Here is a 24,471-nt window from a genome sequence, read left to right on the forward strand (position 1 = left end):
TCTCAATGAATCTTTCTTCTCTTGTCGGTGCCCTTGACGAAACTTCTCGCGAGGCTCTTGAGGAGGCGGCCGGTGGCTGCGTGAGCCGGGGCGGCTTCGAGATAGGTATCGATGATTACATGGAAAAACTGCTCGTAACGCAGGAGATGACGGACATCTTCACGCAGTTCGACCGCAGTCTCGACACCATGCGCGGATTGCTCGTCCGGGCCGTGCGGCGGGAGACGTCCACGTCACGGCCGGTCTTTTCGCCGCTTCTCGTCGGGTTCCTGCAGGAGGCCTATCTGCTGGCGAGTCTGGAGCTGCGTCGGGACAAGGTAGGGGTCGGCGAACTGGTCCTGGCCCTTCTGCTCAACCCTGCGCGCTATGGGGCCATGCCCTTCTATCAGGAACTTGGGCAGATCCCCTGTGACGCCTTGCGCCGTCTGTTGGACGGGTTGCGGGAAGGGCGGAGCACTCCTGCCGGCAGCCGGGAGTCAAACGGAGGCGGAGGGTTCCTGGAAAAGTACGCCACGGATTTCACCGCCGACGCCCGGGCGGGGCGCACGGACCCGGTTTTTGCCAGAGGGCCCGAAATACGTATGATGATCGACATCCTGACACGGCGCCGCAAGAACAACCCCATTCTCGTGGGCGATCCGGGCGTGGGCAAAACCGCCGTGGTGGAAGGTCTGGCCCTGCGTGTCGTCGAAGGGCTCGTGCCCGATGCCCTGACCGGAGTGCGCATCGTCGGACTGGACATGGGGCGTTTGCAGGCGGGGGCCAGCGTGAAGGGAGAGTTTGAAAAACGGCTCAAGGGCGTCATCGACGAGGTCAAGGCCGCGCCCGTTCCGACTATTCTCTTCATCGACGAGGCGCACACCCTGGTGGGAGCGGGCAATGCCCCGGGGGCGGGCGATGGGGCGAATCTGCTCAAGCCCGCCCTGGCTCGGGGCGAGATGCGAACCATCGCGGCCACAACCTGGAGCGAGTACAAGAAATATTTCGAGAAGGACGCGGCCCTGGCCCGCCGTTTCCAGCTGGTCAAGCTGGATGAGCCGTCCGTGGAGGAAACGGTGACCATCCTGCGCGGTATCGTCCCCCATTACGAGAAGACCCATAATGTCTATGTCCGCGACGACGCGATTTTGTGCACGGCGGAACTTTCATGCCGTTATCTGAGCGGCCGCCGTTTGCCCGACAAGGCCATCGACGTCCTGGACACGGCCTGCGCCAGGGTGCGGGTGAGTCATGGTGCCAAGCCGCTGGCCCTTGAGGCTCTCGAAGAAGAGTTGGCCTCGGTCCGCAGGGAACTCGACGCGCTGGAGCGTGATTTCGCGACCTGCGGTCTGGAAAGCGCCGATCCGCAAGGCAGCGAAAGACACGCGGGCCTGCGCGGGCGGGTCGACCAGCTTGTCCGGGACATGGAGGTCCTTGCCGGACGCTGGACCAGGGAACGCGGCCTCGTCGAGTCCATCCTCGGGCGGCGCAATCAGCCCGGCGGGCAGGATTGCAGGAGCACGGGGGAGGATACGAGGGGTCTGGTGGACGAATTGCGTATTGAACAAGCCGGCCAGCCCCTTGTTTTTCACGAAGTCACTCCGGCACTGGTGCGCGGCATTGTCTCCGAATGGACCGGAATTCCCGTGTCGAAACTCGGCGGCGACGGAGTCGGTGTGATCGAGCGGCTGGGGGAGGATTTGCGCCGACGGGTCCGGGGCCAGGATTTCGCTCTACAGACCATCGAACGGACAGTCCTGGCTGCCCAGGTCGGACTCAACAGTCCGACCAAGCCCACTGGCATATTCTTGCTGGTGGGCCCCTCCGGTGTCGGCAAGACCGAAACGGCTCTGGCCGTGGCCGACGCGCTGTTCGGGGGTTCCCACATGCTGGTCTGCATCAACATGTCTGAATTCCAGGAGAAGCATACGGTCTCGCGTCTCATCGGATCGCCTCCGGGCTATGTGGGTTTTGGCGAGGGTGGGCGCCTGACCGAGGCCGTACGGAGACAGCCCTACTGCGCCGTGCTCTTCGATGAAGTGGAGAAGGCGCACCCCGAGGTGCTGAATCTTTTTTATCAGATCTTCGACAAGGGCATGCTTGCCGATGGCGAAGGGCGAGAGGTGGATTTTCGCAACTGCGTCATCTTCATGACCTCGAATATCGGCGGCGACATTGTGTCGGTCCTTTGCGAAGAGGATGAAGCCCCCGATCCGGAAGCGCTGAAGGAAGCCCTGCGTCCGGCCTTGCTTCGGCATTTCCAGCCGGCGCTGCTCGGTCGCATGACTGTCGTGCCCTACACCTCCATTCGAGGCGAAACCTTAAGAGAGCTCGTCGAGATGAAGTTGGCCAAGGTTAAGACTCGCCTAGTCGGGAGGCATCGGATCAACCTGCACTGGGAAGAGGAGGTGGCAGCCTCCATTATGGCCAGCTGCACGGCGGTGGAGACCGGGGCGCGCAATATCGACCACATCATCGGAACCTCGTTGTTGCCCGGCATCGCCACCACACTTCTCGGAGCTCTCGGCGAAAACGGAAATCCCTGTGGCGAGCTGCGCGTGGGGCTGAACAGAACGGACGGCTCGTTCACATTCGACCTGGGGGGCCGGTCGTGACGGATGTTCTGGCTCTCAGGGAGTGGGGCGAACGTCTGCGTGGCTGTTCCCGGCCCGCTGAAGTGGCTCGTTGTCTGGCCAGCGCCGTGGCGGCTCTGGTCGAAACACGGACTTGTGCGGTCGGCGTCTTTCTTTTCGACCAGGCCAGACAGTCCCTGCTGCTGGCGGGCCGCCATCCCCGCGACGAGGCAGTCTCCAGCGAATTGCCCGCCATTCCCGCGTGGGAACTGGACGACCCTCTGGCCTTCAGCGTGCACTGCGGCAAGGCATGTCGGGTTGATTCGGAATTGTACGCGGGGCTTCCCCTATCCCTTGAACAGCTCTGCGCCGACATCGAAGGTCACATCCGATGCGCGGTGGTGGAGCCCCTGACGGCACCGGGGAATGTTGTCCTGGGCGGAGTCGTCATGGCCTTCCGGAGCAGGGTGGATATACTGGCCGATCATGTGCGGATCGTGCTCGATTACGCCGCTGCCGTATTGGACGTGGTCACGCTTAAGGGGCGGCATCACTCCATCGTGAATGGTTTGAGCGAAGATTGCATCCGCCTTGAACGTGAAGCCAGGGAGGCTCGGCAGCGGCCAGAGAAAAGCATTCTCGGGCAGAGCGAATCCATGGAGGAAATCCGGGCGATGGTCGTGAACATTTCGGCCAGCGACGTGCCGGTTCTCATTACCGGCGAGACGGGTACGGGCAAGGAGGTTGTGGCTACGGCAATCCACAATGCAAGCAGTCGTCGCCAGGGTCCCTTTGTGCAGATCAACTGCGCGGCCCTGCCATCCAATCTCTTGGAGAGCGAGCTGTTCGGACACCGCAAGGGCGCTTTCAGCGGAGCGGAGGCCGATCATACGGGCCTGTTGCGCAGCGCTAACGGAGGGACTGTCCTGCTGGACGAAATCGGGGACATGCCGCTCAATGTCCAGTCCAAGCTGCTCCGGGTGCTGCAGGAGCACACCGTGCGCCCCGTGGGGGACATTCGTTCGCACGCCGTGAACATCCGTGTCTTGGCGGCTACCAACCGAGATATGGAAGAGGCCGTGGAGCAGGGCGTCTTTCGACGCGATCTCTTTCATCGGTTGGCCCTGTTTCATCTGAAGCTTCCACCGCTGCGCGAACGTTTGGGAGATCTGCCAATTCTTGCCCGACATTGTCTGGCGCAGCTTTCGGTTCGATATCAGCGACCTGGCCTTAGTATAGCACCGGAAGCCTGGGCAGCGCTGCGATCCTTGCCTTATCGCGGAAACGTTCGAGAATTTTTTTCCAAACTGGAGCGGGCAGTGATCATGATGCATAAAGACGCGACCGTTATCTCCGCGGAAGGCATTCTTGGTGAATATTCTACATGTAAGTACGGAAAAATGAGACTGCATGAGCTTGTCAGTACGTATGAATCGTCCGTTATCCTTGAATTCATGAAGTTTTACGAAAACAGGAAGAAGGATGTGTCGCAGTCTCTTGGGATACCGATTCGTACACTTAATCACAAACTCAGGCGTATTGTTGATTGCAGCTCTTCATAACGTGTGTTTATTGAAATATATTCCTCTGGAGTAGCCGTGGAGTTGATGTTTGAAATCATAAGCCGACAAAAGTTTTCGGCAAATTTTCCTACCAGTCACGTTTTCAGTGAGGCGGGCGGATTTATTGGACGATCAGACGAATGTGAATGGATACTTCCAGACAGAGGAAGGCGCATCTCTCGAAAACATGCAATAATCAGTTGTGATGGTCATGCGTTTTATATCGAAGACGTCAGTCGCAACGGGATTTTTACACAACCGGGCACGATGCCGCTGGAAAGGGGCGCGCAGCACAAGATCGAGCACGGGAACAGCTACATTATAGGCATCTATTCCTTTCAGGCTCGCCTTCTCCATCGCCCAGATGCGTATATTGAGCCGCGAGCGGGCGAGAATTTTCTACTCCCGGCCGACAACATGCTGTCCTCCGACCCCTTGATCGCCTTGGAGCAGCAGGAGAATTTCGAGGTCAAGCGCCGTCTGGGTTACTATGACGACCTGCTCGGTGAAACCATGCAGGGACAAGGGGACTCTCCCGCTGATCACAACAGCGTGGCTACGGACAGTCTGTGTCATGTGAACATGATTCCGGAATCCGAGGTTATTGAACTGCCAGAAGATTGGGACGATGACACTGACAGCGCCTTGTCAGCGGCGGCTCCGGCAGCGTCACCCGCCACTCCGACAGCCTCATTCGCTGCTCCTGCAACACCCTTAGCTGCTCCGGCAACGTCACCCGCCGTCGAGCAGGGTTCTCCCACGCAAGATCGCGTTCCGGTACCGGAAACCGATGTTTTTTTCAGGATGCTCGGTTTTTCCCAAATCCCCGATTCGCCGCAGGAACGTGAGCGCATGCTCGGCCAGGCGGCTGAAATCATACTCGCGGCGGTGGACGGACTGCATCACTGTTTGCGAAATCAGGCCGAATGCAAGGCCGATCTGCGCCTTCCCGTTACCACGATGCGGTTGTCCGACAACAACCCTCTCAACTTCACTCCCACTTCCAAGGTCGCCCTGGAGCATCTGCTTGGCCCCGCGCGAGAGGGCATGCTTCCGGCAGGAAAGGCCATGCTCTCCGGCTTCAATGCGTTGCACGGGCATCACCTGGGACTCGTGGCAGGCGCCCGGGCGTCCATCCGGGCCGTTCTTGAAAAAATATCCCCCAAGTCCGTGGAGGCGCGTCTGGAATGCAATGGCCCTGTTTATTTTGGGCACAAGGCCAGACTTTGGCATTTGTTTCAGAAAATGCATCAGGCGCTTCTGGATGATCATGAGGGCTTTGCCGCTCTATTTTTGCATGATTTTGCCCGCGCTTACGATATGCAGATAAGGACGCTCAACCCGTTGACGGAGCGCTCTGTTTTCAAAGGAGATTTATGATGCGTTACGCCCTTGTTTTATTCATGCTGTCGGTGCTCGGTTTTCTCGGAGGATGTGCCAAACCCCGGATCGACCTTGCCGTAGCCAGTCAGCTCAATTCCAATCCCGACCATACGGGGCGGCCATCTCCGGTCATCGTCAAGGTTTACGAGTTGCGATCCGATCTGGCGTTCAGCCAATCGGATTTTCGTCCTCTCTTCGAGACGCCGGTTCAGGTCCTCGGGGCCGATCTTCTCGCGGCGGACGAACTGGTGTTCGTTCCGGGAGAAGCCCGGCGAATTATTTACGAGCCTGTCGAGGGAACACGATTTCTTGGCTTGCTGGCCGGATTTCGCCAGGTGGAGCGGGCCAAGTGGAAGGTCGTCTCCCCCATCGATTTCGAAGGGGTGAACACCATCGGAATAGAAATCCGTGACGCTACGCTGATACTCATCCCCGGCGAAGAGGTTTCTGATTGGGATCCCTTGCAAGCGGTGCACAAGTTTCACAACCCCACAGGGGAGGACACTGCTGCCATGGATGAAGGCGTATCGGCCGAACCGCCTGCCTCCGCTGTCCGTGAATCTTCCTCTGGACGTGGACGTGACGGGTCCGCTCTGGGCGACAGATAACGGCCGGGAGAACTTTATGCTTTCCGAGAAAATATTTTGGTTCGAGGGCATGGCCGTGGCTCCGCAGCATTTTCAGCAACAAGATCGCTATGTAAATTCCCAGATTCGAATGCGGATTCTTGCGCATGTTCACCACGGTTGGGGATTCATGGATTTTTCCATCGACGAGCAATATCTGGCTCTTGGCAAGGTGGTGTTGAACAGGGCCAAGGGATTCTTGCCCGACGGCACTGTGTTCGATGTGGGACAGGGGCAAGAGGCCTTGGCCCTGGACATCCCGTCGGGCATCACCAACCGGCGCGTAGTGCTGGCCCTGCCGTTGGCGGCAGAAGGAACTTCAGAGGTTCGCCAAGAGGGAACCCAGGGCATCTCGACTCCGTATGTGGCCCATCGGGTATCCATCAGAGACAGTGTCGCGGGCAGCAACAAGGAGATGGAGATCGCCTGCTGCCGATTGGATCTGAGGCTCATGCTCGAAGAGGATACAGAGGTTAAAGGATATATCAGCATGCCTGTCGTGCAGATCCTGGAGTGCAAGCCCGATAGAACTGTCCTGCTCGACAAGGACTTCATGCCGACCTTTCTGCATCTTGCGTCCTCTCCGCTTTTGTCCGGATACCTGCGGGAAATAGTCGGCCTGCTTTCACATCGAGGCGATCAGCTGGCCTTGCGGGTAAGCAGCGCAGGACAGACAGGCACGGCCGAAGCCGCCGATTTCTGGCTTCTACAGTGCATCAACCGTGTGGAACCCGTGTTTCGGCATTTGGGACAGACTCCGGGACTGCACCCGGAGGAGTTCTATGTGCGGCTGCTCGGTCTCGTTGGTGAATTGTCCTCCTTCGCGGAATCCAGGAAGAGGCCTGGGGAATTGATGCCTTATGATCACAGCGCCCAGGACGCGGTTTTTTCCAATTTGATGAGTCATGCCCGGCAAGCCCTGAGCATGGTGTTGGAGCAGCATGCCGTGGAGTTGCCCTTGCAGGAGCGCAAGTATGGCATCCTCGTATCGCCGATCCACGATCGCAACCTGCTCAGCACCGCGACCTTCGTTCTGGCCGTGCGCGCGGACATGGATTCCGAAACCATCCGGGGCACGATGCCAAGGCAGCTCAAGATCAGTTCCGTGGAACGGATACGCGACATGGTTCGGCTGCAGTTGCCCGGAATCAAGGTTCGGGTCCTGCCCGTGGCGCCACGTCAAATACCCTTTCATGCCGGCAAGACATACTTCAAGCTGGATATAACCTCTGAAGAACTGGCGCAGCTTGAACTTTCCGGTGGCTTCGCACTTCACGTTTCCGGAACATTTCCAGGCATTCATCTGCAATTCTGGGCCATCAAGGAGTAGGCATGCAATCCAGAGATGACGACAAGACAAAGTTTGAGGGGGAGGAGCACACGCCCGAAAAGTCGCGGCTTCCAGATGAGCCCGTGCACGTCACGCCCGGGGAGCATGGCTTACGTTCCGCAGTCTATATTGCGCAACAGGCATCCCTGGAAGACTATACTCCAGGGTTGAACCCGTTGGTCAACTGTGCCTCCGGCCTGTTGCTTGAGATGGTGCGTTTGAGGGCGTTGGGTTCGGAAACGGTGAAGTCACAGGGTGACGGTGAAACCCGAGATGAAGAAAGCGGATTGGATGACCTCAGAAACCGTCTTGAAGCCGAGATTCGTGGTTTCGAGAACAGGGCGCTGGGAAGCGAGATCGATCATTCTCAGGTACTGGCGGCGCGCTACGTGTTGTGCACGGCTCTTGACGAGAGCGTGAGCACCTCGCCGCAAGGTGCGCATGGGGGCTGGTCGCGTCAGGCTCTTCTGAGCACCTTTCACAACGAAACGTGGGGAGGAGAGAAGTTTTTTCAGATTATCGACAGGTGCATACAGCAACCGGCGCGCAATCTTTATCTTCTTGAACTGATTTATCTTTTGCTTAGTCTCGGTTTCGAGGGGCGTTACAAGCTTCAATCCCGCGGCCCGATAGAATTGGAGTTGTTGCGTGAAAGGATATACCGGCAAGTCCGCATACTTCGTGGAGAACCCGCTCAGGATTTGTGCAAGAAATTGCCGGACGGGAATTACAAGAACAAAATCTACACATACGTTCCCCTTTATCTTCTGGTCATCTTCGTTGTCACTTGTCTGGCCGCCACTTACGCGTCTTTTTTTCACATTCTCGATAATCGCGCAGAACCTCTTTTACATCAGTTCACGGTCAGTTCTTCTGCAAACGGGAGGGAAAGCAAATGATCCGTCGCTGTTGTAATTTCTTGCTGAAGACTCTGAAGACACCCTGGGTACAGGGACTGATTTGCGCGTTGCTTCTTGTTTTGGTGCTATGGGTGGCCGGGCCGCTGGTCGCCGTCGCGGGGCATGTTTTTTTCGAGAGCACGACTTCCCGCCTGGTGGGTACGCTCGTGATCGTGTTCATATGGGGGCTTATGGTGGCGATTCTGTCTTCGCGGCAGCGCAGAAGAGAGGCGACAGATCCAGAAATCGCGACTCGCAAAGAGAAGGATGCGGCTTTGCAGGATCGCCTTCGCGAAGAGTTCCGGCACATAAAGCACACCATCAAGACGGCCATCAAGACCGTTACAACCTCGAATTTTTATGGCCCCACGAGCCGCTCACGCTATGCCCTGCCGTGGTATATGGTCCTGGGGTCTGAAAATTGCGGCAAGACGTCGCTTTTACTGAATTCCGGATTGCAGTTTCCCTTGAACGAGCAGGCCGACAGGCATCTCTACAAGTTGAAGAGCACCAGTAAGATCGAGGTCCTTTTTGCCAATCAGGCCGTGTTCATAGATACGCCAGGATTCTATGCCCAGTGCAATCAGGAATCCCGGGAGCACGGACTTTGGACATATCTGCTCCGGCGCTTGTTCAGGGAGCGTCCGGCCAAGGCGCTGAACGGCATCATCGTTTGCGTAAGCATGCGCGACATGCTCGATGGCGATACCACCCGGCGCGAGCATCTGGCCCGGACGATCCGGACACGGTTGGGCGAAGTGCTGAAAAATTTGCGCTCCTACACGCCCGTATATCTCGTGTTCACCAAGTGTGATGCGGTTCCAGGCTTCGCGCAGTTCTTTGCGCATTTGTCCCGGAACGAGCGCGAGCAGATATTCGGCTGCCCCCTCGCGCAAGCGTCATGGATTTGGACGCAACGCGTCAGGAACTTCATGAACTGATGCAGACCCTGAACGCCCAGATAATCACGAAGATCCATCAGGAGAGGGACTGCCTCGCTCGGGCCAGGATGTTTCGCTTTCCACAGGAACTGGCTGCACTGGGTTCCAGGATCCAGGATCTTATTTTCGAGGCGTTTGGGCCCTCCCGCTATCATCGGCCGGTCATGTTTCGGGGTTTTTTCTTTTCGAGCGCCCTGTCTTCCTCGGATGTGATGTCTGGCGCCGCTCGCGAAGGAGAACTCGCTTATCAAAGCGGTTTTCAATCCTTTTTGGGCGATTACGCGAAGGGTTTTTTCCTGCTGCGATTGCTTGAAGGGTTCGTCATTCCAGAGGCCGGACTGGCGGACGCCGACCGGGAGCACATCTGGATGCTGCGTTTTCGCCGCTTTGGCACGCAGTTGGCGGCGGGCGTTGTGCTTATTGCGGGCGTGTCTCTTCTTGCGTTCAGTTTCAAGGACAATTTTCGCCGGATGGAGCTCTTGGAGGTCATATCAAATGATTTCAAACGGGAACAGCAGGCGCACCTTGAGGCCGGAGACGCTCTGAAAATCTTGCCCGAACTTGCGCCCTTGGAGAAGGCCTTGACGGTTTATGACCGCCACCAGGATCCATTCCTTTCGCGCAGGTTGGGCTTGTATCAGGGTGATGTTTTCGAGGGGGCCACAAGACGTGCCTATACCGGGGTTTTGAACGCACGCCTCTTGCCGAGAGTGCGAGAAATGGCCGTGAATACCATGGGTGAGTCCCTGGACGATCTGGGTGCCCTGAAGTCGGCCCTTCGGGCTTATTTGATGCTCTGTCAGCCCGAAAAACTGAGCGAAAGGTTTCTCAATGAGTGGCTGGAGAGGCGATGGGCCGAACTTTATCCTGGAGGAGTGGCGGACCAGCGCACGTTGATGCGGCATATGTCCTTCCTGATTGAAGAGGGCATTTCGCCCGTTTCTCCGGACGAACAGACCCTTGCCAAAGCAAGAACGGCTTTGCTCAAAAAGCCGCTTTCGCATCTGGCCTATCAGCAGATGAAAGAAGAAGCCTCCGAGGGCGGGAACTCGCCATTTACATTTCATGGAGTTTTCGGCGGCCGTATCTCCGCATTTTCCGGGGATACGTACGCCATTCCTTATCTGTATACGCTTGAAGGCTTTCACGAATATATCATGGAACGCTGCCCCGAAATCATTCAGGAGTTGACGGAAGACAGCTGGGTATTCGGGCCCAAGTCCATGCTTTTCAGTGCCCTCGACGTGGAGAAAATTTCCAAGGACGTCAGAGTCTTGTATTTTAAAGACTATGCGCGTCACTGGAATCAGGCCTTACAGGAACTTCGAGTTTTTACTCCCAGGAGCATGGTCGGTGCCGCTGACCTCGCGGAACAGCTTGGTTCCGGAGTATCGCCGGTGGTGCTGATGCTTCGGGAATTGCGCAAAAATACGACTTTTGTCGCGCAGGAAAAACAAGAAAGCGGACTGGAGAGTGCCGTGGAGCAGCAGGCGGCCAAGCGGGGAACCAGGAAATTGACGGGCGTGGCCGGAACAGCGCTTGCCAAAGCTGCCACCGAAAGCGTTTTGGACGTTGTAGCGCAGGCGCGCACCAAGGTTGCCCGGGAGGCGCTACGGGACGCGCAGCTGGTCACTCAGTCTTTCAAGCATCTTGACAGTCTCCTCGATGCAGAGGGAAATCCTGCTCCGGCTCTCAAGGGGGTTCATGACGCCATGAGGGACGCAGGTCTTCTTTTTCGAAGGGTCAATGACAGCAACAACAGAAGCAAGCAGTTGCTTGCTGCCTTGCAGGACATCGCCGAGGACCGGGACGGCACCTTGCATTCGCTCAGCAGCGCTGCGGAAAGGCTCCCAGCGCCTGTGCAAAAATGGTACTCCACTGTGTCCACGGGAGGCTTGAAACAGATGCTTGCAGAAGCTGCATCGATCATTGAATCGGTCTATCATGATTCTGTACTGAATGTGTACAATGCAGGACTGAAGGAACTTTATCCACTACGCATAGATAGTGATCTGGATGCAAATCTTGTTGAGTTTGCGAATTTTTTCAAAAAGGCAGGGGTATTTGACATATTTCATGACACATATATTCGCCCATTCGTCTCAAAAAATGGAGAAATTCGTCCTGTTCTGGGGTGTTCGCTGCCAATTTCGAAAAAATCAATTGAGCAATTGCAGCGAGTTCGTAAAATTCAGGATGCCTTTTTTATTTCCGATAATGATTTAGGCATCAGTTTCCTCATCGAGCCGTATGCTCTCGACGTAAAACTCAAGCAAGTTGAACTTTCTCATGGGAACAAGGTGCTGAGCTATTGGCACGGGCCGGTTCAGGGCGCGAATCTTGTCTGGCCGCTCGATGCAGGGCAGTCTCCTGAGGCTTCTTTGGCCATGACGGATGTGCACACAGTTAGGGCATTCAAGGAGATGCGTGGGGATTGGGCCTTTTTTCGCCTATTGCAGAACGGTAAAGTCAAGCTGCTGGAAGGAAATAAGTGCATTGTCGAATTGTACGAAAACGGGAAATGGGCGCAATTTCTTATCCAATTCCGAAACAAGGCAAACCCATTCGATCCTGAGGTATGCAGTTTTTCTTTGCCCGAAACATTGTTTTGAGTGTCATGAGAAATTGCCACTTCTGGCATATTCAATGGTCAATGACCAATGCGTTGCCCTGAATATGAAAAGAAGAATATTGGGCAGCGATTTGTTCATGGTGAGTCTGTGTCTTCTTTTCATGACGAGTTGCGCTTGGAAAAAAGGCACAGTGATGGATGCAGCTGGCCCCGTGGTATCGCGGGCTGTCGTGGTCAACCGTACAGTTCTTGAGCCGGCTTGGGATATTGTCGCCGGATCTTCGCGATCAGTGGTCGCATCCCAGGAGTTGTGGGGTTCATCCGCGTTGCCAACGCGGACGGAGTCTCCCCGAGCGCCGGCCATTCGTGAAGGAGAGTCAGCGGTGCTGAACTGGTTGCCGCCGGGAGAGACTGAAACCATGCAGCGTTTTGTGCACAACCTGCATGGAGGAAAAGGGGCGTCCGCATTCATTTTGAGTAGGGCCCGGCAGTATCTGCCAGTGATCCTTGACGCTCTTGAAAAGTACGATCTTCCTCGGGAGCTGGCATTTTTACCGCTGGTCGAGAGTCGTTTCGAGACTCAGGCGGTTTCCTCTGCTGGCGCGGCCGGTCTCTGGCAGATCATGCCGGACACGGCGCTCAGGTTTGGGCTCAATATCACCGAAAGTGATGATGAGCGTTTTGATGTGCGCAAATCGACATATGCGGCAGCAGCCTATCTGGCGGCCTTGCATAAGCGGTTCAAGGATTGGCCGTTGGCTCTGGCCGCCTACAATTGCGGGGAAGGCGCAATGTCCCGTGCGCTCAAGCAAACAGGCGCGGGAACGCTTTCGGAGCTGATCGCGATATGCCGAATGGGAGAATCCACGTCCGTTGTCCTGGCCCGCGAAACGCTGGAGTATGTGCCGAAATTTGTCGGCGCGGTTCAGGTCATGTCCAGCCTGGTGAATATCGCAGAGGGGCGGCCCGGGAGTGGCGACGCATGTGACGGTCTCTTGCCCCGGAGCGCGGTTACAAGGATTTGCCATGAGAATGAGGTGGCGTTGCAGGGCGGGGCCCCATGATTGGCAGAAGAATGCAGTGAAAGAGGTGGATTCATGAAATCGGCTTCATCGGCAGCCGCCCTCACGGTCGAATCCTGGGGCATGACCAGGCGGGGGCACGCGTGTCATGAAAATCAGGATGCGTTTTTGAACTGGCCGGAGCATCTGCTCTGGGGCGTGGCGGATGGAGTCGGGGGCACCGGCAACGGGGCGTCGGCAAGCCGGCTTTTGGTGCAGTACCTGATGCGCACTCCGGCTCCGCCATCCTTGGACGGCCACGTTGAAAATGTCACCCGCCTTCTGGCGCGCTCCAACCGGGAGCTTCGTCAGGACGGTCTGGGCGATGCCGCCAGTACCGTCGTCGTGCTGTTGATCCATAGTGGCGGCGCTGCCTGTGTGTGGTCGGGAGACAGCCGGTGCTATCTGTTGCGCGAGAGCACGCTCTATCAGTGCACGCGAGACCACACTGCGCGCCAACGTACGATAGAACGCGATGAGCTTACGCACCATGAAGCCGAACGCATGGTGCGTGGCAACGTGGTCACCAATGCCGTTGGGGTTCGGGACACGCTCCGGCTGGAGATAACACGTTTGTCCTTGCGACGTGGCGACAGGTTTCTGCTCTGTTCTGACGGGCTCTCGGACAGTGTTTCTTCTGAAGCTCTTGTCGCGCATCTTGGCAGGTCTCGGGCCAGGGACGCCGCCTTGGGCATTGCAGAGACTCTGGATGGAAAGGAACATCCGGATGACGCAACTTTTGTGACCGTTTTCCTTTCAGGATAATAATGATGGGCGGAAGGAAAAAGCGGCAGCGTCAAGCCGTGGGCAAAAAGAGTCCGGCCCTGGATCGTATTTCCAAAGTCTGGGTGCCGAGGACTGGCGGCCCGGGACGCTTCGTTCTCCAATCCGGCCTTGGGGTGGGAGGCATGTGCGAGGTGTGCTCTGCCATTGATCTGCGGCGGATGGAGTGTGGAGACCCGCGCCCCGTCGTGGCGGTGAAGCGTTTGCTGCCCAGCCTGGTCGACAACCGCAAGGCACAGCTGGCTCTTGCCCGGGAATTTTTCATCTTGCGCCATCTGACGCATCCCGGCGTTGTGCGCGTGTTCGATCTGCACAGGGAGCATTGGGGCATTTGTTTCAGCATGGAATTGCTGGAAGGGGCATCGGCATATTCGATCCTCGGCGAGCACCCCTCGGGGATGGGAAAGTCAGGGATTGTCGCAGGCCGCAAGATTTTCGACATCTTGGACTATCTGCACGCACATGGCGTCACTCATGGAGATGTTAAGCCCGCCAATATTGTCTTGGAACAGGACGGGCGGCTTGTGCTCCTTGATTTCAACGTCACGCAATTCAGCGCGAGGCCCGGGCTGGCAAGCTCCGCGATGTCTCGTGGCCTGGAGAAGTCCCTGCATGTCCCTGCCTACAGTCGCCTTCATTCCAGCCCTCAGATGCTTTGCGGCGCTGCGCCTTCGCCCAGCTGTGATGTTTTTTCAGCCAGTTGTACCGTGTATGAATTGCTTTCGGGAGAGCACCCCTTCAAAATGTTGCCTGCTGATGAGGCGGCAACTCGGAAACTCGAACCGGTTCGGCCGGCATGTTTGCCGGGCCGACAATGGAAGTGGCTTCGACGTGGATTGTCGTTCGAGTCTCGGGACCGGCCAAGTCCAAGGCAGCTTTTGGCCGCTTTCGGAGAACGGAGCTGGTTCAAGTCGGTGTCATGAAGGCCGCACCCTCGTCGTCCGAAGCAACCATCAGCCGCGTGAGCCGCTTTATTACCCAAGACGAACGCAGCGCATGGAAATCGAGCCCAACGTCACTCGGTCATTGAAGAACGTCGGTGCGTTATCCGCGCCTGCGGCGCCCAGCACGTAAAGCAGGGGCAGATAGTGTTCTTCCGTGGGGATGGCCTGCCGGGCGTTCGGCAAGTTCGGATAGTCAATCAGGGCCTGGTGGTTGGCTGCGATGATCAGGTTCGCCATGGCGGCATCGCTCTCTAACGCCCAATCGAAGCCCGCTTCGTGCCAAGCCATGGCCCGCAGGTTGTGGACCATGTTGCCGCTGCCCAGAATCAGCACGCCTTCCTTTCTCAATGCACCCAGCTCCCTGCCGAGGTCATAGTGAAAGGCCGGGGGTGCGCCCGCATCCAGACTGACCTGCACCACGGGAATGTCCGCTTGCGGATACATGCGGCAGAGCACGGACCACGCGCCGTGATCCAGGCCCCAGGAGCGGTCTGGCCGGATACGTGTAGAGCGTGCCGCGGCTTGTACCCGTTCCGCCAAGTCCGGCGAGCCTGGTGCCGGATAGGTCATGTTTTCGAGGGCCGCCGGAAACCCGGTGAAATCGTGGATGGTCGCTGGATGCTCCATGGCTGTCACGCAGGTGCCGTCCGTTTCCCAGTGCGCGGAAATGCAGACGACACCGTTGGGGCGCGGCAGGTATTTTCCCAGTTCCACCCAGGTTCGACTGAACTCGTTGTCTTCGATGGCGTTCATGGGGTTGCCGTGGCCGACGAACAATGTGGGCATGCTCATGGTGGCCTCATGTCCTGATGGTGAAGACCCGGGTCCAGGCCAGGGTCAGGGCGATGGAGAAGATGACGGCGACGATGCCCAGAGCCACGTCGTACATGGGCGGAGCGGCCAGGGCCAAACGGATGAACAGTGTTGACAGGGCATAGCCGGAGTTGCGGAAGACCGCATGGAACGAGGGCCTGAAGCATTGGGAGATGAGTACCACAAGGATGTCGGTGAATATGAGCAGGGTGTAGAAAACCGGAAAGAAATCGATCTGGGGCAGACCCGTTATCTTGTTATAGAGATTGCCAAGGCCCAGGACGAAAAAGGTGGCGAGGATCAAAAGGGCGATGCCCTTTTTCGCGGCCACGAACCGAAACAGATCGTGCGGCAGACCCATGTCCTGCTTTTTGCCTGGCTGAATGCGATAATAGACGCCAAGCAGGGCGAAAATGACCAAGGCTCCGAACCCATAGCCAAGAATGTGCAAGACGGGAGTCAATTCCGTGCCCACGGTGATGGGTTCTGCGAAGTAGGACAATTCCTTGAAGGCGTCCCGCAGCAGAATGAGTGACAGAATCTCGAACTGTTTGCCCACGGATTTGGAAAAGGAGCAGGGCAGGGTGAAGATGAGACTCACGACTTCAAGGATCAGCACCAAGGTGAACGCCAGGTTCACTGCATGGAAATGGTTGGTGGGCGTGTGTGCGGCCAGAGAGGCAGGGAGCAGGCCCTGCCGGTTCAGTTCTATGCTGACGAGCGCGCCCAGGAATACGACGATGAGCCCCAACGCAAAACGCCTGTGCATGCGCTCATGCTCCCAGAAATGATGCAGGGGATCGAATATGTAGGTGAGACGCTCGAACAGGAAATCCATGGGCTGGCTCCGCGTTTTTTTTCTATAAATATCTTGATGTTATGGACACGGCTTCGCCAAGGTAGGATTTTCGGGTCTCATCGTTGACCACGTCCAGACTGCCAAAAAAAGCATGGTGCAGGACTTCCATCCCGCAAAGTTCGAAGATGCCTGTGTCCGTGGTCAAAGACATGGCTTCGTGCATGCCTTGAGATGTGTAGAACGGACTGGGCAGCCCTGTCGTGTTGAAAATGAGGACTCTCTTCCCGTTCAGCAGTCCTTTCGCGGACTCCCCTTGCAGGGAGTAGGCAAATCCCTGGCAAAAGACCCGATCGACATAGCCTTTGAGCATGGCCGGCATTCCGGCCCACCATACCGGGTAGACAAAGGTCAGCAAGTCGGCCCAGGCTATGAATTCCTGCTCCTGCCTGACATCCTGTGGAGGCGCTTCCGTGGGGCTGTCCACATCCCTTTTCGACAATACCGGATTGAAGGCGATTCCATACAAATCTCGAAAACATGTGTCGTGCCCCAGCGCTTCGGAAACGGCCTGTATCGAATCGGCGATAGCACGGTTGAAGCTTGTGGCGCTGGGGTGGCAGAAAATGATCAGGTGGTTCATGGCATCCCCTTGTTGGTGCATGCGTTGCGTGGAATCGGCCCGGACGGTCTTCCCGCGATCCCTGAGAAAGGAATTCCGGGTTATGGCGCACCATACGACAAGGGTGAAAATCTTGAAAGCGATATTTGCCAAGCACGGGGTCTTTGAGGCAAAAATTTGCTGCAGGTCAAGTCTGCCGCAAAAGGTCCAGAATCTGATCGGGACTCGGGATACGTCTGGTTTGCTGCTTGGAATATATCAGTGTGTCGCCAAGCAGAATTTCGAAGTCGCCTTTGCTTCCGCGCGTAAGGAATACGGTGACTCCTGCTTCGGAGCGCAGTCTGTCCGCAAGACTTGCGGCGCGTGTCTCATAACCCATTCACAAACCGCAGTACACGATTTGTACCTGCACAGTGTCGCCCCCATGCGTCATTGTGTTCATTTCTGAAAGAATTCCGATTGCTTGAGCTCGCCGCCTTCGAAGGTCAGGACGTAATACCCGCCGCTGGCCTCATAGGTCAGCTGAGTGATGTAGAGGAGGCGTTCTCCGCCGCTTCGCGTGGTGCTTTTCACTTCGCCGATGCGGTCTTCCCACAAGGGGACGCCGCATTTTTGGCGGACTTTGGTGATGATGGTGCCAGGGGTCATGAGATCTCCCTGGCAGCGAAGATCCGCGGCCTGGACCGGGTTTGTCAAAAATAAAAGCAGGGTGAGCAGAAAAAAGAGCTTTCTCATTGAGTTGTCTCCGATTAATTGATGACCAAGGTATTCTAGACCGCAACTGAATCACGAGTAAAGAGGACATTATGAACTACCGAGTCGAGAAGGACTCTCTTGGAGAACGCAAAGTGCCGGAGCACGCCTATTATGGCGTGCAGACCGTGCGGGCCATGGAGAACTTTCAGGTCACGGGGATTCCCATTTCCCATTATCCGCTGCACATCGAGGCCTTGGCGTGTATCAAGCAGGCGGCGGCCCTGGCCAATCTGGAGCTTGGGCTGCTCGATGCGGACATTGCCGACGCCATCCTGGGCGCTTGCCGGGAGGTGCGCGAGGGGAAGCTGAACGATCATTTCGTGGTTGACGTCATTCAAGGCGGGGCCGGGACTTCGGTCAACATGAACATGAACGAGGTTGTCGCCAACCGGGCGCTGGAACTGATGGGCCACGCCAAGGGCGAATACGGGTTCTGCCATCCCAACAACCACGTCAATCTGTCCCAGTCCACCAACGACGTGTACCCCACTTCGCTTCGAATCACGGCCATCTGGAAGATCAGGGAGCTGGTGAGCGCCATGGGGGATCTGGTCGATGCCCTGGCGTGCAAGGGCGATGAGTTCGCCGATGTGCTCAAAATGGGCCGAACCCAGTTGCAGGATGCCGTGCCCATGACGCTCGGACAGGAGTTCTCGGCCTGGGCGGTGACCGTGGGCGAGGACATTGACCGCGTTCAGGACTGTCGCAAGCTGCTCATGGAGATCAACATGGGGGCGACGGCCATCGGCACGGGCATCAACACCGTGCCGGCCTACGCCGCGTTTGTTTGTGAAAAGCTGGCTCATATCACCGGCCTGCCTCTGACCAAGTCGCCCAATCTGGTGGAGGCCACTTCGGACACAGGGGCCTTCGTGCAGCTCTCGGGCGTTTTCAAGCGCGTGGCGGTGAAGCTGTCAAAGATATGCAATGATCTGCGTCTGCTTTCCTCGGGTCCATATGCCGGCCTCGGGGAGATCAACCTTCCGCCGAGACAGCCGGGTTCGTCCATCATGCCCGGGAAGGTCAACCCGGTCATTCCGGAAATGGTAAACCAGGTCTGCTTTCAGGCCATCGGCAACGATCTGACCGTGACCATTGCCGCAGAACACGGACAGCTCGAACTCAACGTCTTCGAGCCCATCATCGCCTTCAACCTGTTTCAGACCATGGACATGCTCCTGCGGGCCATGCGCATCCTCAAGGATCGCTGCATCGTCGGCATCACCGCCAACCGGGAGCGGTGCGCCCAGCTGGTGCGCATGTCCGCCGGAATCGTGACCGTGCTCGTGCCCTATCTGGGCTATGACGAGGCCGCGGCCATCGCCAAGGAGTCGGTGGCGACCGGAAGAACGGTATATGATCTGGTGCTGGAGAAGAAGCTCATGACTATCGAAGAGCTTGAAGACGCACTTGATCCCATGAAGATGACGCATCCGCGCATGGTGCAGAGAAGCGCATGTCCTCGCCCAGAGGGAACACCGCTTCGATGATCCGTGCGAGGAAGGGGGTGACGATTGGTCTGTTCAGACAGGCTTGACGAAAGGACCGGGAGCGGCCAAAGCGAATTCATGTGGCGTTCGGCGTTATGTGAACTTCTCCGATATCTGCGGGTGGCTCCCTTTCCGCATCTGACTTCGCTCAAGGTTTCGGCCCTGGCGGCTTTGTCGGGTTGCGAGGCATGGCTTTTTCTTGAGCAGCCGGAGTTTTCCTGGGCGGCATGGGTCTGGATTGGGTTGACCGGCCTTTTTGCCTGGGGCGTGGTTCTGTGCCAGGCGGATGCCTTTTCGCGTTACCGGGAGTTCAAGAGGCTGCGTCGGTTACTGAGGCGCTACGGGTTCAGGCCCGGACTGTTTCGGCTGGTGGCGGCTTCCCGCTGCCAGCGTGACGCTGCGCTGCTGGCTGCCCGAGAGACGGGCTGCCGGGCTCAGGCCCGGCATGTTTTTCGGGAGCTCGGGTATCGCTGGTACCATATTCTGCCTGACGCCATCCTGGCCAATCCCTTCATTTTCTTCCATCCCAGATTTTTGCGATCCACCTTCGTGCCGGGGAAGCGGACCAAGGGCCTGCCTTGCGGGTGACGCCGTCGAAGCGGAGTCTTGCGGCCTTGCCGAGGTAATCCCGTGGTACAAAAAAAGGGAACCTCCGAGGGCTCCCTTTTTTTCGGGCGGTTTACCAGTTCTCGGCAAGTTCCTCGAAATGGGCCTGGGGATGGGCGCAGGCCGGACAGAGTTCGACGGCCTTTTCACCGGCATGCACGTAGCCGCAATTGCGGCAGCGCCACGTGATCTTGTTTTCCCGCTTGAAAACACGCCCTTCCTCGATATTTTTGGCCAGCGCCAGATAGCGCCGCTCGTGTTCCTTTTCGGCCACGGCGATGGACAGCATGATGGCGGCGATTTCCGGGAATCCTTCTTCTTTGGCGGTCTTGGCGAATTCAGGATACATGTGTTCCCATTCGTGGTTTTCACCACCGGCGGCTTCGCGCAGGTTTTCCAGGGTGGTGCCGATACGACCTGCCGGGAAGGATGCGGTGATCTCAACTTCCCCACCTTCAAGCAGATTGAACAGTCTTTTGGCGTGGGCCATTTCCTGGTCCGCCGTTTCGGCAAAAATTTCGGAAATCTGGACAAACCCGTCCTTGCGGGCCTGCTTGGCAAAGTAGTTGTAGCGATTGCGGGCCTGGGATTCACCTGCAAAAGCGGTCAGAATATTTTTTTCGGTCTGTGTTCCTTTCAGAGATTTCGACATAAATCCTCCATGGTTGAAATATGAACTGCGTCTATCAGTGTAAACCTGATCTGTCAAGTTAATAAGAATGATTCTTGATAATAGGCAGATTGTCGATCTTTTTGCACTTTTTGATGCCCGTGCCCGGGTAACCGTTGGTCTTGACGTCCGTGCGATCGTGTTTATTTAGTTGCCATCGTAATGATTGGAGGTATGCCGTATGGTTATCGATTTCAGTACATACTATGATTTACCGCGTAACGTGGATAGTTTTTTCGAAGAGCTGTGGAGGCCGAGTACATTGAGTCAGAGACGCATCTCCTATCCTCCTGTCAACATCAGCGAGGGGGAAGATGAAATTGTCGTCATGTCGGAAATTCCTGGAATGGATACAGAAGACATCGAACTGACCTTGAATGAAAAGAGCTTGGTCATCCGGGGCACCAAAAAGAATGAGGTCGGCAATTATTACAGACAGGAGCGTCCGACCGGGAGCTTCCAGCGGATCATCAGCCTGAATGTTCCCGTGCGCGCGGAGGCGATCAAGGCATCCATGAAGGATGGGGTGCTGCGGGTGGTCCTGCCCAAAGCCAAGGAAAGCCATCCGCTGACCATCGCCATCGATGCCCAGTAAGTGTTGCAAGGAGGAGATGAGCCCATGACTAACGATATGGAAAAAAAGACGGCCCCGGCCCTGCCCCGATTCCGCCCCAACACCGACGTGCTGGAACGTGAGGACGGATTCCACATTTTCGTGGACATGCCCGGAGTGGGCAAGGACGGCCTGTCCATTGACCTGAGGGATAACGAACTGGAGATTCGCGGCAAGGCGGTCTACCCGCGAGAGGAAAACGCCAAGGCCCTGCATGTGGAGTTTGGGGATGGGGAATACGTACGTACGTTCACCATTTCGGACGGTGTGGACCGGGAAGGTATCCGCGCCAGCCTCAAGAAGGGTCTGCTTGAACTCTACTTGCCCAAGGCGGCCCGCTTCAAGCCTCGCCGTATTGAGATCCAGGCCGGATAAGATAGCTTGGGGCCGAACGTCTGGTGCTTTGGGCGTTTTTAAGGCTGCATGAAACAGGAAAAAGCGCGTCCGGACATTTCATGTCAGGGCGCGCTTTTTTATGAGCTGAATTTTCTCAATCTTTGGTGGGCAATTCACACCCTGCGTCCTTGGTCGAACCGGGTCCGACCAGGGGGCGGAAGCATCTTTTCGTGCCCCCGCATATGGGGCAGCGCCAATCTTCCGGCAGGTCTTCAAACTTCACCCCTGCCGGGATTTTTCCCTTCCTGTCACCCTTGTCCGGATTGTACATGTAGCCGCAGTTGACTGTCTGACACTGGTAAATCTCTTCGGGGGCCGCCATTGTCCGCTCCTGTTTTGATTGTTGATCGGTATTATACATTGGGCCGCAGGGTGCAGGACGTCACGGGGAGGGCGGCCACGCAGGGCCGCCCCTACGGGATGCGGAGATTGTCGGAATCGGTTGCCCAGAGGGGCTGGGCGGCGCTCCATCCGAGCTGGTCGAAAAGATCGAGGAGTTCCTGGGCCGGGGGGCAGGTCAGGGTCATGGGACTGTTGTCTTTGGGGTGGCGGAAGGAGAGTTCCACGCTGGCCAGCAAGAGGCGATGCACGCCGAAATGTTCGCGAAAGAAGCGATTCTGGCGGCCGTCGCCGCGCAGCACGTCTCCGATGAGCGGGTGGCGGATGTGGGCGAAGTGACGCCGGATCTGATGCGTGCGGCCGGTTTTGGGTCGGACCTGAACCAGGCTGTAGCGGGCGGTTGGGTTGGGGCCGACTGGGTGCGGGATTTCCGCCGTGGCCAGGCGCGAGAATTCGGTCCGGGCTTCTTGCAGGTTGCCGGAATCGGATTTGAGCGGATCGTCGATGAGGCCTTGAAGAGGCGTGAAGCCCCTCGTCACGGCAAGATAGGTCTTGCCCACATCCTGCCCCGCAAACTGGAGGGCCAGGATGTGGGCGTTCTGTGACGAGAAGGCCATGATCATGAGGCCCGAGGTGGGGCGGTCCAGGCGGTGCACAGGATACAGGCGCTGTCCGAGCTGGTCGCGCAGCATCTGGAGCAGGAAGGGTTCGCGTCCGGCATGGGCGTTGCGGTGCACCAGCAATCCGGCCGGTTTGTGCACGGCGACGAACTGCTCGTCCCGGTACAGTACCGGAATTTCCGCGATTTCAGCTTCAGGCATTGTTTTCGGTCAGCTCGCCGCGCAGGTTCTTCGGCATGCGCTCCCGAATTTCCTCCGGCGTGAGGCCCAGGCTGAAAAGATAGATCATCTTGGTCAGGGCCGCTTCCGCCGTCATGTCCGCGCCAGAGACCACTCCCGCACGAGCAAGAGCCGAGCCGGCCTGGTAGCCGCTCTGGTCCACCGTGCCGCGCAGGCACTGGGTACAGTTGACGATGACCACGCCGCGCGCGCATGCCTCGGCCAGAACGTCCATCAGTTCGGCGTCATTGGAGGGGCCGTTGCCGAGCCCATAGGTCTCAAGCACGAGCCCCTGCAACGGCGAGCGCAGCACATTGGCCACAAGCTCGGCCGAGATACCCGGAAAAAGCCTGAGCGCTCCGACCTTGGCGTCGGACAGCGGGTGCACGGTCAGGCCGTTCACGGGGCGCGTTGGGAGAAGCAGCTCGGGATGGGGGCGGATGGTCACGCCGATATGTCCCAGGTCCGGGTAATTTGGGGAATCAAAGGCCTGGAATCCGGCGGCATCGACCTTGGTCGTGCGGCAGCCGCGCAGGAGACGGTTGCCGAAGCACAGGCAGACCTCGGGCACCGGCGTCAGGGCGATGACCATGAGCGCCGTGACCAGATTGTCCCGGCCGTCGCTTCTGACCCTGCACAGGGGAATCTGTGATCCGGTCAGGACCACGGGTTTGGCCAGGCCCTCAAGCATGAACGGCAGGGCAGACGCCGTGTAGGCCATGGTGTCCGTGCCGTGAATGACGATGAACCCGTCGAATTCGTGGTACTTGTCGGCGATGTCGCGGGCGATGGCCAGCCAGTGTCTGGGGCCCATGTTGGAGGAATCGAGCAGGGGCGCGTACTCGCAAATGACGTAGGCGGGCATTTCCGGGCTTGAAAAATCAGGCATGGATGCCATGACGCGGCCCAGGTATCCCGCTTCCGGCGCATATCCCTGCGGCGTCGGCTTCATGCCGATGGTCCCGCCCGTGTAGAGGATGCAGACCTTTTTTTTCACGTGGCGCTCCAGGCCGTGAGCTTCCAATGGATAAACTCCATGATCTCCTCGTGTTCGTTTTTGCCCGCGCCCCGGATCATCATGGGGTCGCCAAAGCAGAAGCGGGCCGGAATCTCCGGCCGGATGGCTCCATAATCCTTGCTCAGCGTGCCAAGGCCCCAGGCGTCGGTCTTGAGGGCCAGAGGCACAACCGGCACTCCCGCCTTCTTGGCCAGCTTGATGCCGATGGAGTTGAAGGCCTTGCGGTCAAGATTCATGGTGCGTGTCGTCTGGGGAAAGACGATGACGGAAATGCCCCGCGCCAGGCGCTCCTGTCCCTGCTCCATGACGGCCTTGAAGTCGTCCCGGGGATTGACGCGGTCGACGGCGATGGGTTCGACGGCGTTAACTATCCGCTGGAAGATTGGATAGGTCGTCAGACTGCGCTTGATCACAAAGGCGATGGGCCGATGGGTGGCCAGGATGGCCGGCATGCAGAAGGTTTCCAGGGTGGACATGTGGTTGGCCACGACCACGCAGGGTCCGGGCAGGTTCGTGACGGCGGAAGCGTTTTCGATGTGAAAACGCAGGCCGCTGGCTTCGGCCCTGCGCATGACGGTCAGGCTGTCCACGGCCCATTTCTCCATGGAATAGCCGCCTCCCCTGGTTCGCCACGCAGCCTCGCAGACTATGGACAATATCCGCGCATAAAAGGCCGCGCTGGGAAAAAGCCGTGAAAACGGGCCGATCTTAATTTCAGGGGTATGGTAAGGATCGCTGAGAGACTTGATGTTCATGCAAAAGCTACCGGGATGGGGTTTGAGGGGCCGCGGCACTCCTGCCCCTTCGTGTTTCGTGCCCGCGCACGTTAGCTCAAGAGGTCACGGGCTTCCAGATGTTTT

At 57.6% G+C, this 24,471-nt stretch carries 25 protein-coding genes; 15 read left to right on the forward strand and 10 right to left on the reverse strand.

The genetic code is table 11. From position 1 onward, the window contains the following. The first annotated feature begins 5 nt into the window (after nt 1–5). The 11 genes from tssH to BMZ40_RS01420 are packed head-to-tail and all read left to right on the forward strand — an operon-like array spanning nt 6 to nt 14,632. The gene (gene tssH / locus BMZ40_RS01375) at nt 6–2,594 is read left to right on the forward strand and encodes a type VI secretion system ATPase TssH (protein WP_245750993.1); all 2,589 of its coding nucleotides are present in this window, start codon (nt 6–8) and stop codon (nt 2,592–2,594) included. Continuing rightward, nucleotides 2,591–4,114: a sigma-54 interaction domain-containing protein gene (locus tag BMZ40_RS01380; RefSeq protein ID WP_092372344.1), complete on the forward strand. Its 1,524-nt coding sequence runs from the start codon at nt 2,591–2,593 to the stop codon at nt 4,112–4,114. Before tssH ends, BMZ40_RS01380 begins: the two co-directional genes overlap by 4 nt. Before the next feature lie 45 nt (nt 4,115–4,159). Beyond that, on the forward strand, nt 4,160–5,494 hold the full coding sequence (tagH, locus tag BMZ40_RS01385; protein WP_245750994.1) for a type VI secretion system-associated FHA domain protein TagH: 1,335 nt from the start codon (nt 4,160–4,162) through the stop codon (nt 5,492–5,494). Further along, nucleotides 5,494–6,105 (forward strand): type VI secretion system lipoprotein TssJ, encoded by a 612-nt coding sequence (gene tssJ, locus BMZ40_RS01390; RefSeq protein ID WP_177192957.1) that lies wholly within the window; start codon nt 5,494–5,496, stop codon nt 6,103–6,105. Before tagH ends, tssJ begins: the two co-directional genes overlap by 1 nt. 16 nt (nt 6,106–6,121) lie before the next feature. Next, nucleotides 6,122–7,453, forward strand: a complete 1,332-nt coding sequence (tssK, locus tag BMZ40_RS01395) for a type VI secretion system baseplate subunit TssK (RefSeq protein WP_092372347.1) — start codon at nt 6,122–6,124, stop codon at nt 7,451–7,453. A 2-nt stretch (nt 7,454–7,455) separates the two neighbouring features. Beyond that, nucleotides 7,456–8,352 (forward strand): type IVB secretion system protein IcmH/DotU, encoded by an 897-nt coding sequence (gene icmH / locus BMZ40_RS01400; protein ID WP_092372348.1) that lies wholly within the window; start codon nt 7,456–7,458, stop codon nt 8,350–8,352. Continuing rightward, entirely contained in the window at nt 8,349–9,293 is a 945-nt protein-coding gene (locus BMZ40_RS20005) for a type VI secretion protein IcmF/TssM N-terminal domain-containing protein (RefSeq protein ID WP_281243761.1), read from the forward strand. The genes icmH and BMZ40_RS20005 overlap by 4 nt, the downstream gene beginning before the upstream one ends. Beyond that, entirely contained in the window at nt 9,254–11,905 is a 2,652-nt protein-coding gene (gene tssM / locus BMZ40_RS01405; protein WP_281243762.1) for a type VI secretion system membrane subunit TssM, read from the forward strand. The genes BMZ40_RS20005 and tssM overlap by 40 nt, the downstream gene beginning before the upstream one ends. Nucleotides 11,906–11,939: 34 nt before the next feature. Beyond that, nucleotides 11,940–12,929 carry a lytic transglycosylase domain-containing protein gene (locus BMZ40_RS01410; protein WP_092372349.1) on the forward strand — a complete coding sequence of 330 codons (990 nt, stop codon included), beginning with the start codon at nt 11,940–11,942 and terminating at the stop codon, nt 12,927–12,929. A gap of 33 nt (nt 12,930–12,962) precedes the next feature. After that, nucleotides 12,963–13,691: a PP2C family protein-serine/threonine phosphatase gene (locus tag BMZ40_RS01415; RefSeq protein WP_092372350.1), complete on the forward strand. Its 729-nt coding sequence runs from the start codon at nt 12,963–12,965 to the stop codon at nt 13,689–13,691. Nucleotides 13,692–13,696: 5 nt separating this feature from the next. Further along, the gene (locus BMZ40_RS01420; protein ID WP_177192958.1) at nt 13,697–14,632 is read left to right on the forward strand and encodes a serine/threonine-protein kinase; all 936 of its coding nucleotides are present in this window, start codon (nt 13,697–13,699) and stop codon (nt 14,630–14,632) included. A 51-nt stretch (nt 14,633–14,683) separates the two neighbouring features. Here the strand turns inward: BMZ40_RS01420 and ygiD are convergent, their stop codons facing one another. The 5 genes from ygiD to BMZ40_RS01445 all read right to left on the reverse strand — a co-directional run bounded on the left by ygiD (nt 14,684) and on the right by BMZ40_RS01445 (nt 17,619). Beyond that, nucleotides 14,684–15,445, reverse strand: coding sequence for a 4,5-DOPA-extradiol-dioxygenase (ygiD, locus tag BMZ40_RS01425; RefSeq protein ID WP_092372352.1), 762 nt, complete (start codon nt 15,443–15,445; stop codon nt 14,684–14,686). Nucleotides 15,446–15,452: 7 nt separating this feature from the next. Then, complete coding sequence (locus tag BMZ40_RS01430) at nt 15,453–16,304, reverse strand: hypothetical protein (protein WP_092372353.1); 852 nt, start codon at nt 16,302–16,304, stop codon at nt 15,453–15,455. A gap of 22 nt (nt 16,305–16,326) precedes the next feature. Beyond that, on the reverse strand, nt 16,327–16,905 hold the full coding sequence (locus tag BMZ40_RS01435) for an NAD(P)H-dependent oxidoreductase (protein ID WP_092372485.1): 579 nt from the start codon (nt 16,903–16,905) through the stop codon (nt 16,327–16,329). A 166-nt stretch (nt 16,906–17,071) separates the two neighbouring features. Continuing rightward, the gene (locus tag BMZ40_RS20130) at nt 17,072–17,263 is read right to left on the reverse strand and encodes an Rdx family protein (protein ID WP_092372354.1); all 192 of its coding nucleotides are present in this window, start codon (nt 17,261–17,263) and stop codon (nt 17,072–17,074) included. A 59-nt stretch (nt 17,264–17,322) separates the two neighbouring features. Next, on the reverse strand, nt 17,323–17,619 hold the full coding sequence (locus BMZ40_RS01445) for a DUF2845 domain-containing protein (RefSeq protein ID WP_092372355.1): 297 nt from the start codon (nt 17,617–17,619) through the stop codon (nt 17,323–17,325). Nucleotides 17,620–17,690: 71 nt separating this feature from the next. Here BMZ40_RS01445 and aspA point away from each other — a divergent pair, with 71 nt between their 5' ends. Both aspA and BMZ40_RS01455 read left to right on the forward strand, forming a co-directional pair. After that, nucleotides 17,691–19,130, forward strand: coding sequence for an aspartate ammonia-lyase (gene aspA, locus BMZ40_RS01450; RefSeq protein WP_092372356.1), 1,440 nt, complete (start codon nt 17,691–17,693; stop codon nt 19,128–19,130). 24 nt (nt 19,131–19,154) lie between these two features. Then, complete coding sequence (locus BMZ40_RS01455; RefSeq protein ID WP_245750995.1) at nt 19,155–19,718, forward strand: hypothetical protein; 564 nt, start codon at nt 19,155–19,157, stop codon at nt 19,716–19,718. Nucleotides 19,719–19,809: 91 nt separating this feature from the next. Here the strand turns inward: BMZ40_RS01455 and rbr are convergent, their stop codons facing one another. Further along, the gene (gene rbr / locus BMZ40_RS01460) at nt 19,810–20,388 is read right to left on the reverse strand and encodes a rubrerythrin (protein WP_092372357.1); all 579 of its coding nucleotides are present in this window, start codon (nt 20,386–20,388) and stop codon (nt 19,810–19,812) included. A 199-nt stretch (nt 20,389–20,587) separates the two neighbouring features. Between rbr and BMZ40_RS20010 the strand changes: the two genes are divergently transcribed. Further along, nucleotides 20,588–21,001: an Hsp20/alpha crystallin family protein gene (locus BMZ40_RS20010; RefSeq protein ID WP_092372358.1), complete on the forward strand. Its 414-nt coding sequence runs from the start codon at nt 20,588–20,590 to the stop codon at nt 20,999–21,001. 24 nt (nt 21,002–21,025) lie between these two features. Continuing rightward, nucleotides 21,026–21,394, forward strand: coding sequence for an Hsp20/alpha crystallin family protein (locus tag BMZ40_RS01470; RefSeq protein WP_092372359.1), 369 nt, complete (start codon nt 21,026–21,028; stop codon nt 21,392–21,394). A gap of 115 nt (nt 21,395–21,509) precedes the next feature. On the opposite strand, the gene BMZ40_RS01475 is transcribed toward BMZ40_RS01470, so the two are convergent. The 4 genes from BMZ40_RS01475 to BMZ40_RS01490 all read right to left on the reverse strand — a co-directional run bounded on the left by BMZ40_RS01475 (nt 21,510) and on the right by BMZ40_RS01490 (nt 24,366). Next, nucleotides 21,510–21,737: a rubredoxin gene (locus BMZ40_RS01475; protein WP_092372360.1), complete on the reverse strand. Its 228-nt coding sequence runs from the start codon at nt 21,735–21,737 to the stop codon at nt 21,510–21,512. A 91-nt stretch (nt 21,738–21,828) separates the two neighbouring features. Next, nucleotides 21,829–22,575 (reverse strand): pseudouridine synthase, encoded by a 747-nt coding sequence (locus BMZ40_RS01480; RefSeq protein WP_092372361.1) that lies wholly within the window; start codon nt 22,573–22,575, stop codon nt 21,829–21,831. Then, complete coding sequence (gene ansA, locus BMZ40_RS01485; RefSeq protein WP_245750997.1) at nt 22,568–23,590, reverse strand: asparaginase; 1,023 nt, start codon at nt 23,588–23,590, stop codon at nt 22,568–22,570. Before ansA ends, BMZ40_RS01480 begins: the two co-directional genes overlap by 8 nt. Then, a complete protein-coding gene (locus BMZ40_RS01490; protein WP_092372363.1) occupies nt 23,587–24,366 on the reverse strand; it encodes a lysophospholipid acyltransferase family protein in 780 nt (259 codons plus the stop codon). The genes ansA and BMZ40_RS01490 overlap by 4 nt, the downstream gene beginning before the upstream one ends. Between the last annotated feature and the right edge of the window lie 105 nt (nt 24,367–24,471).

This window comes from Desulfomicrobium apsheronum (assembly GCF_900114115.1).
Taxonomy (GTDB): domain Bacteria; phylum Desulfobacterota; class Desulfovibrionia; order Desulfovibrionales; family Desulfomicrobiaceae; genus Desulfomicrobium; species Desulfomicrobium apsheronum.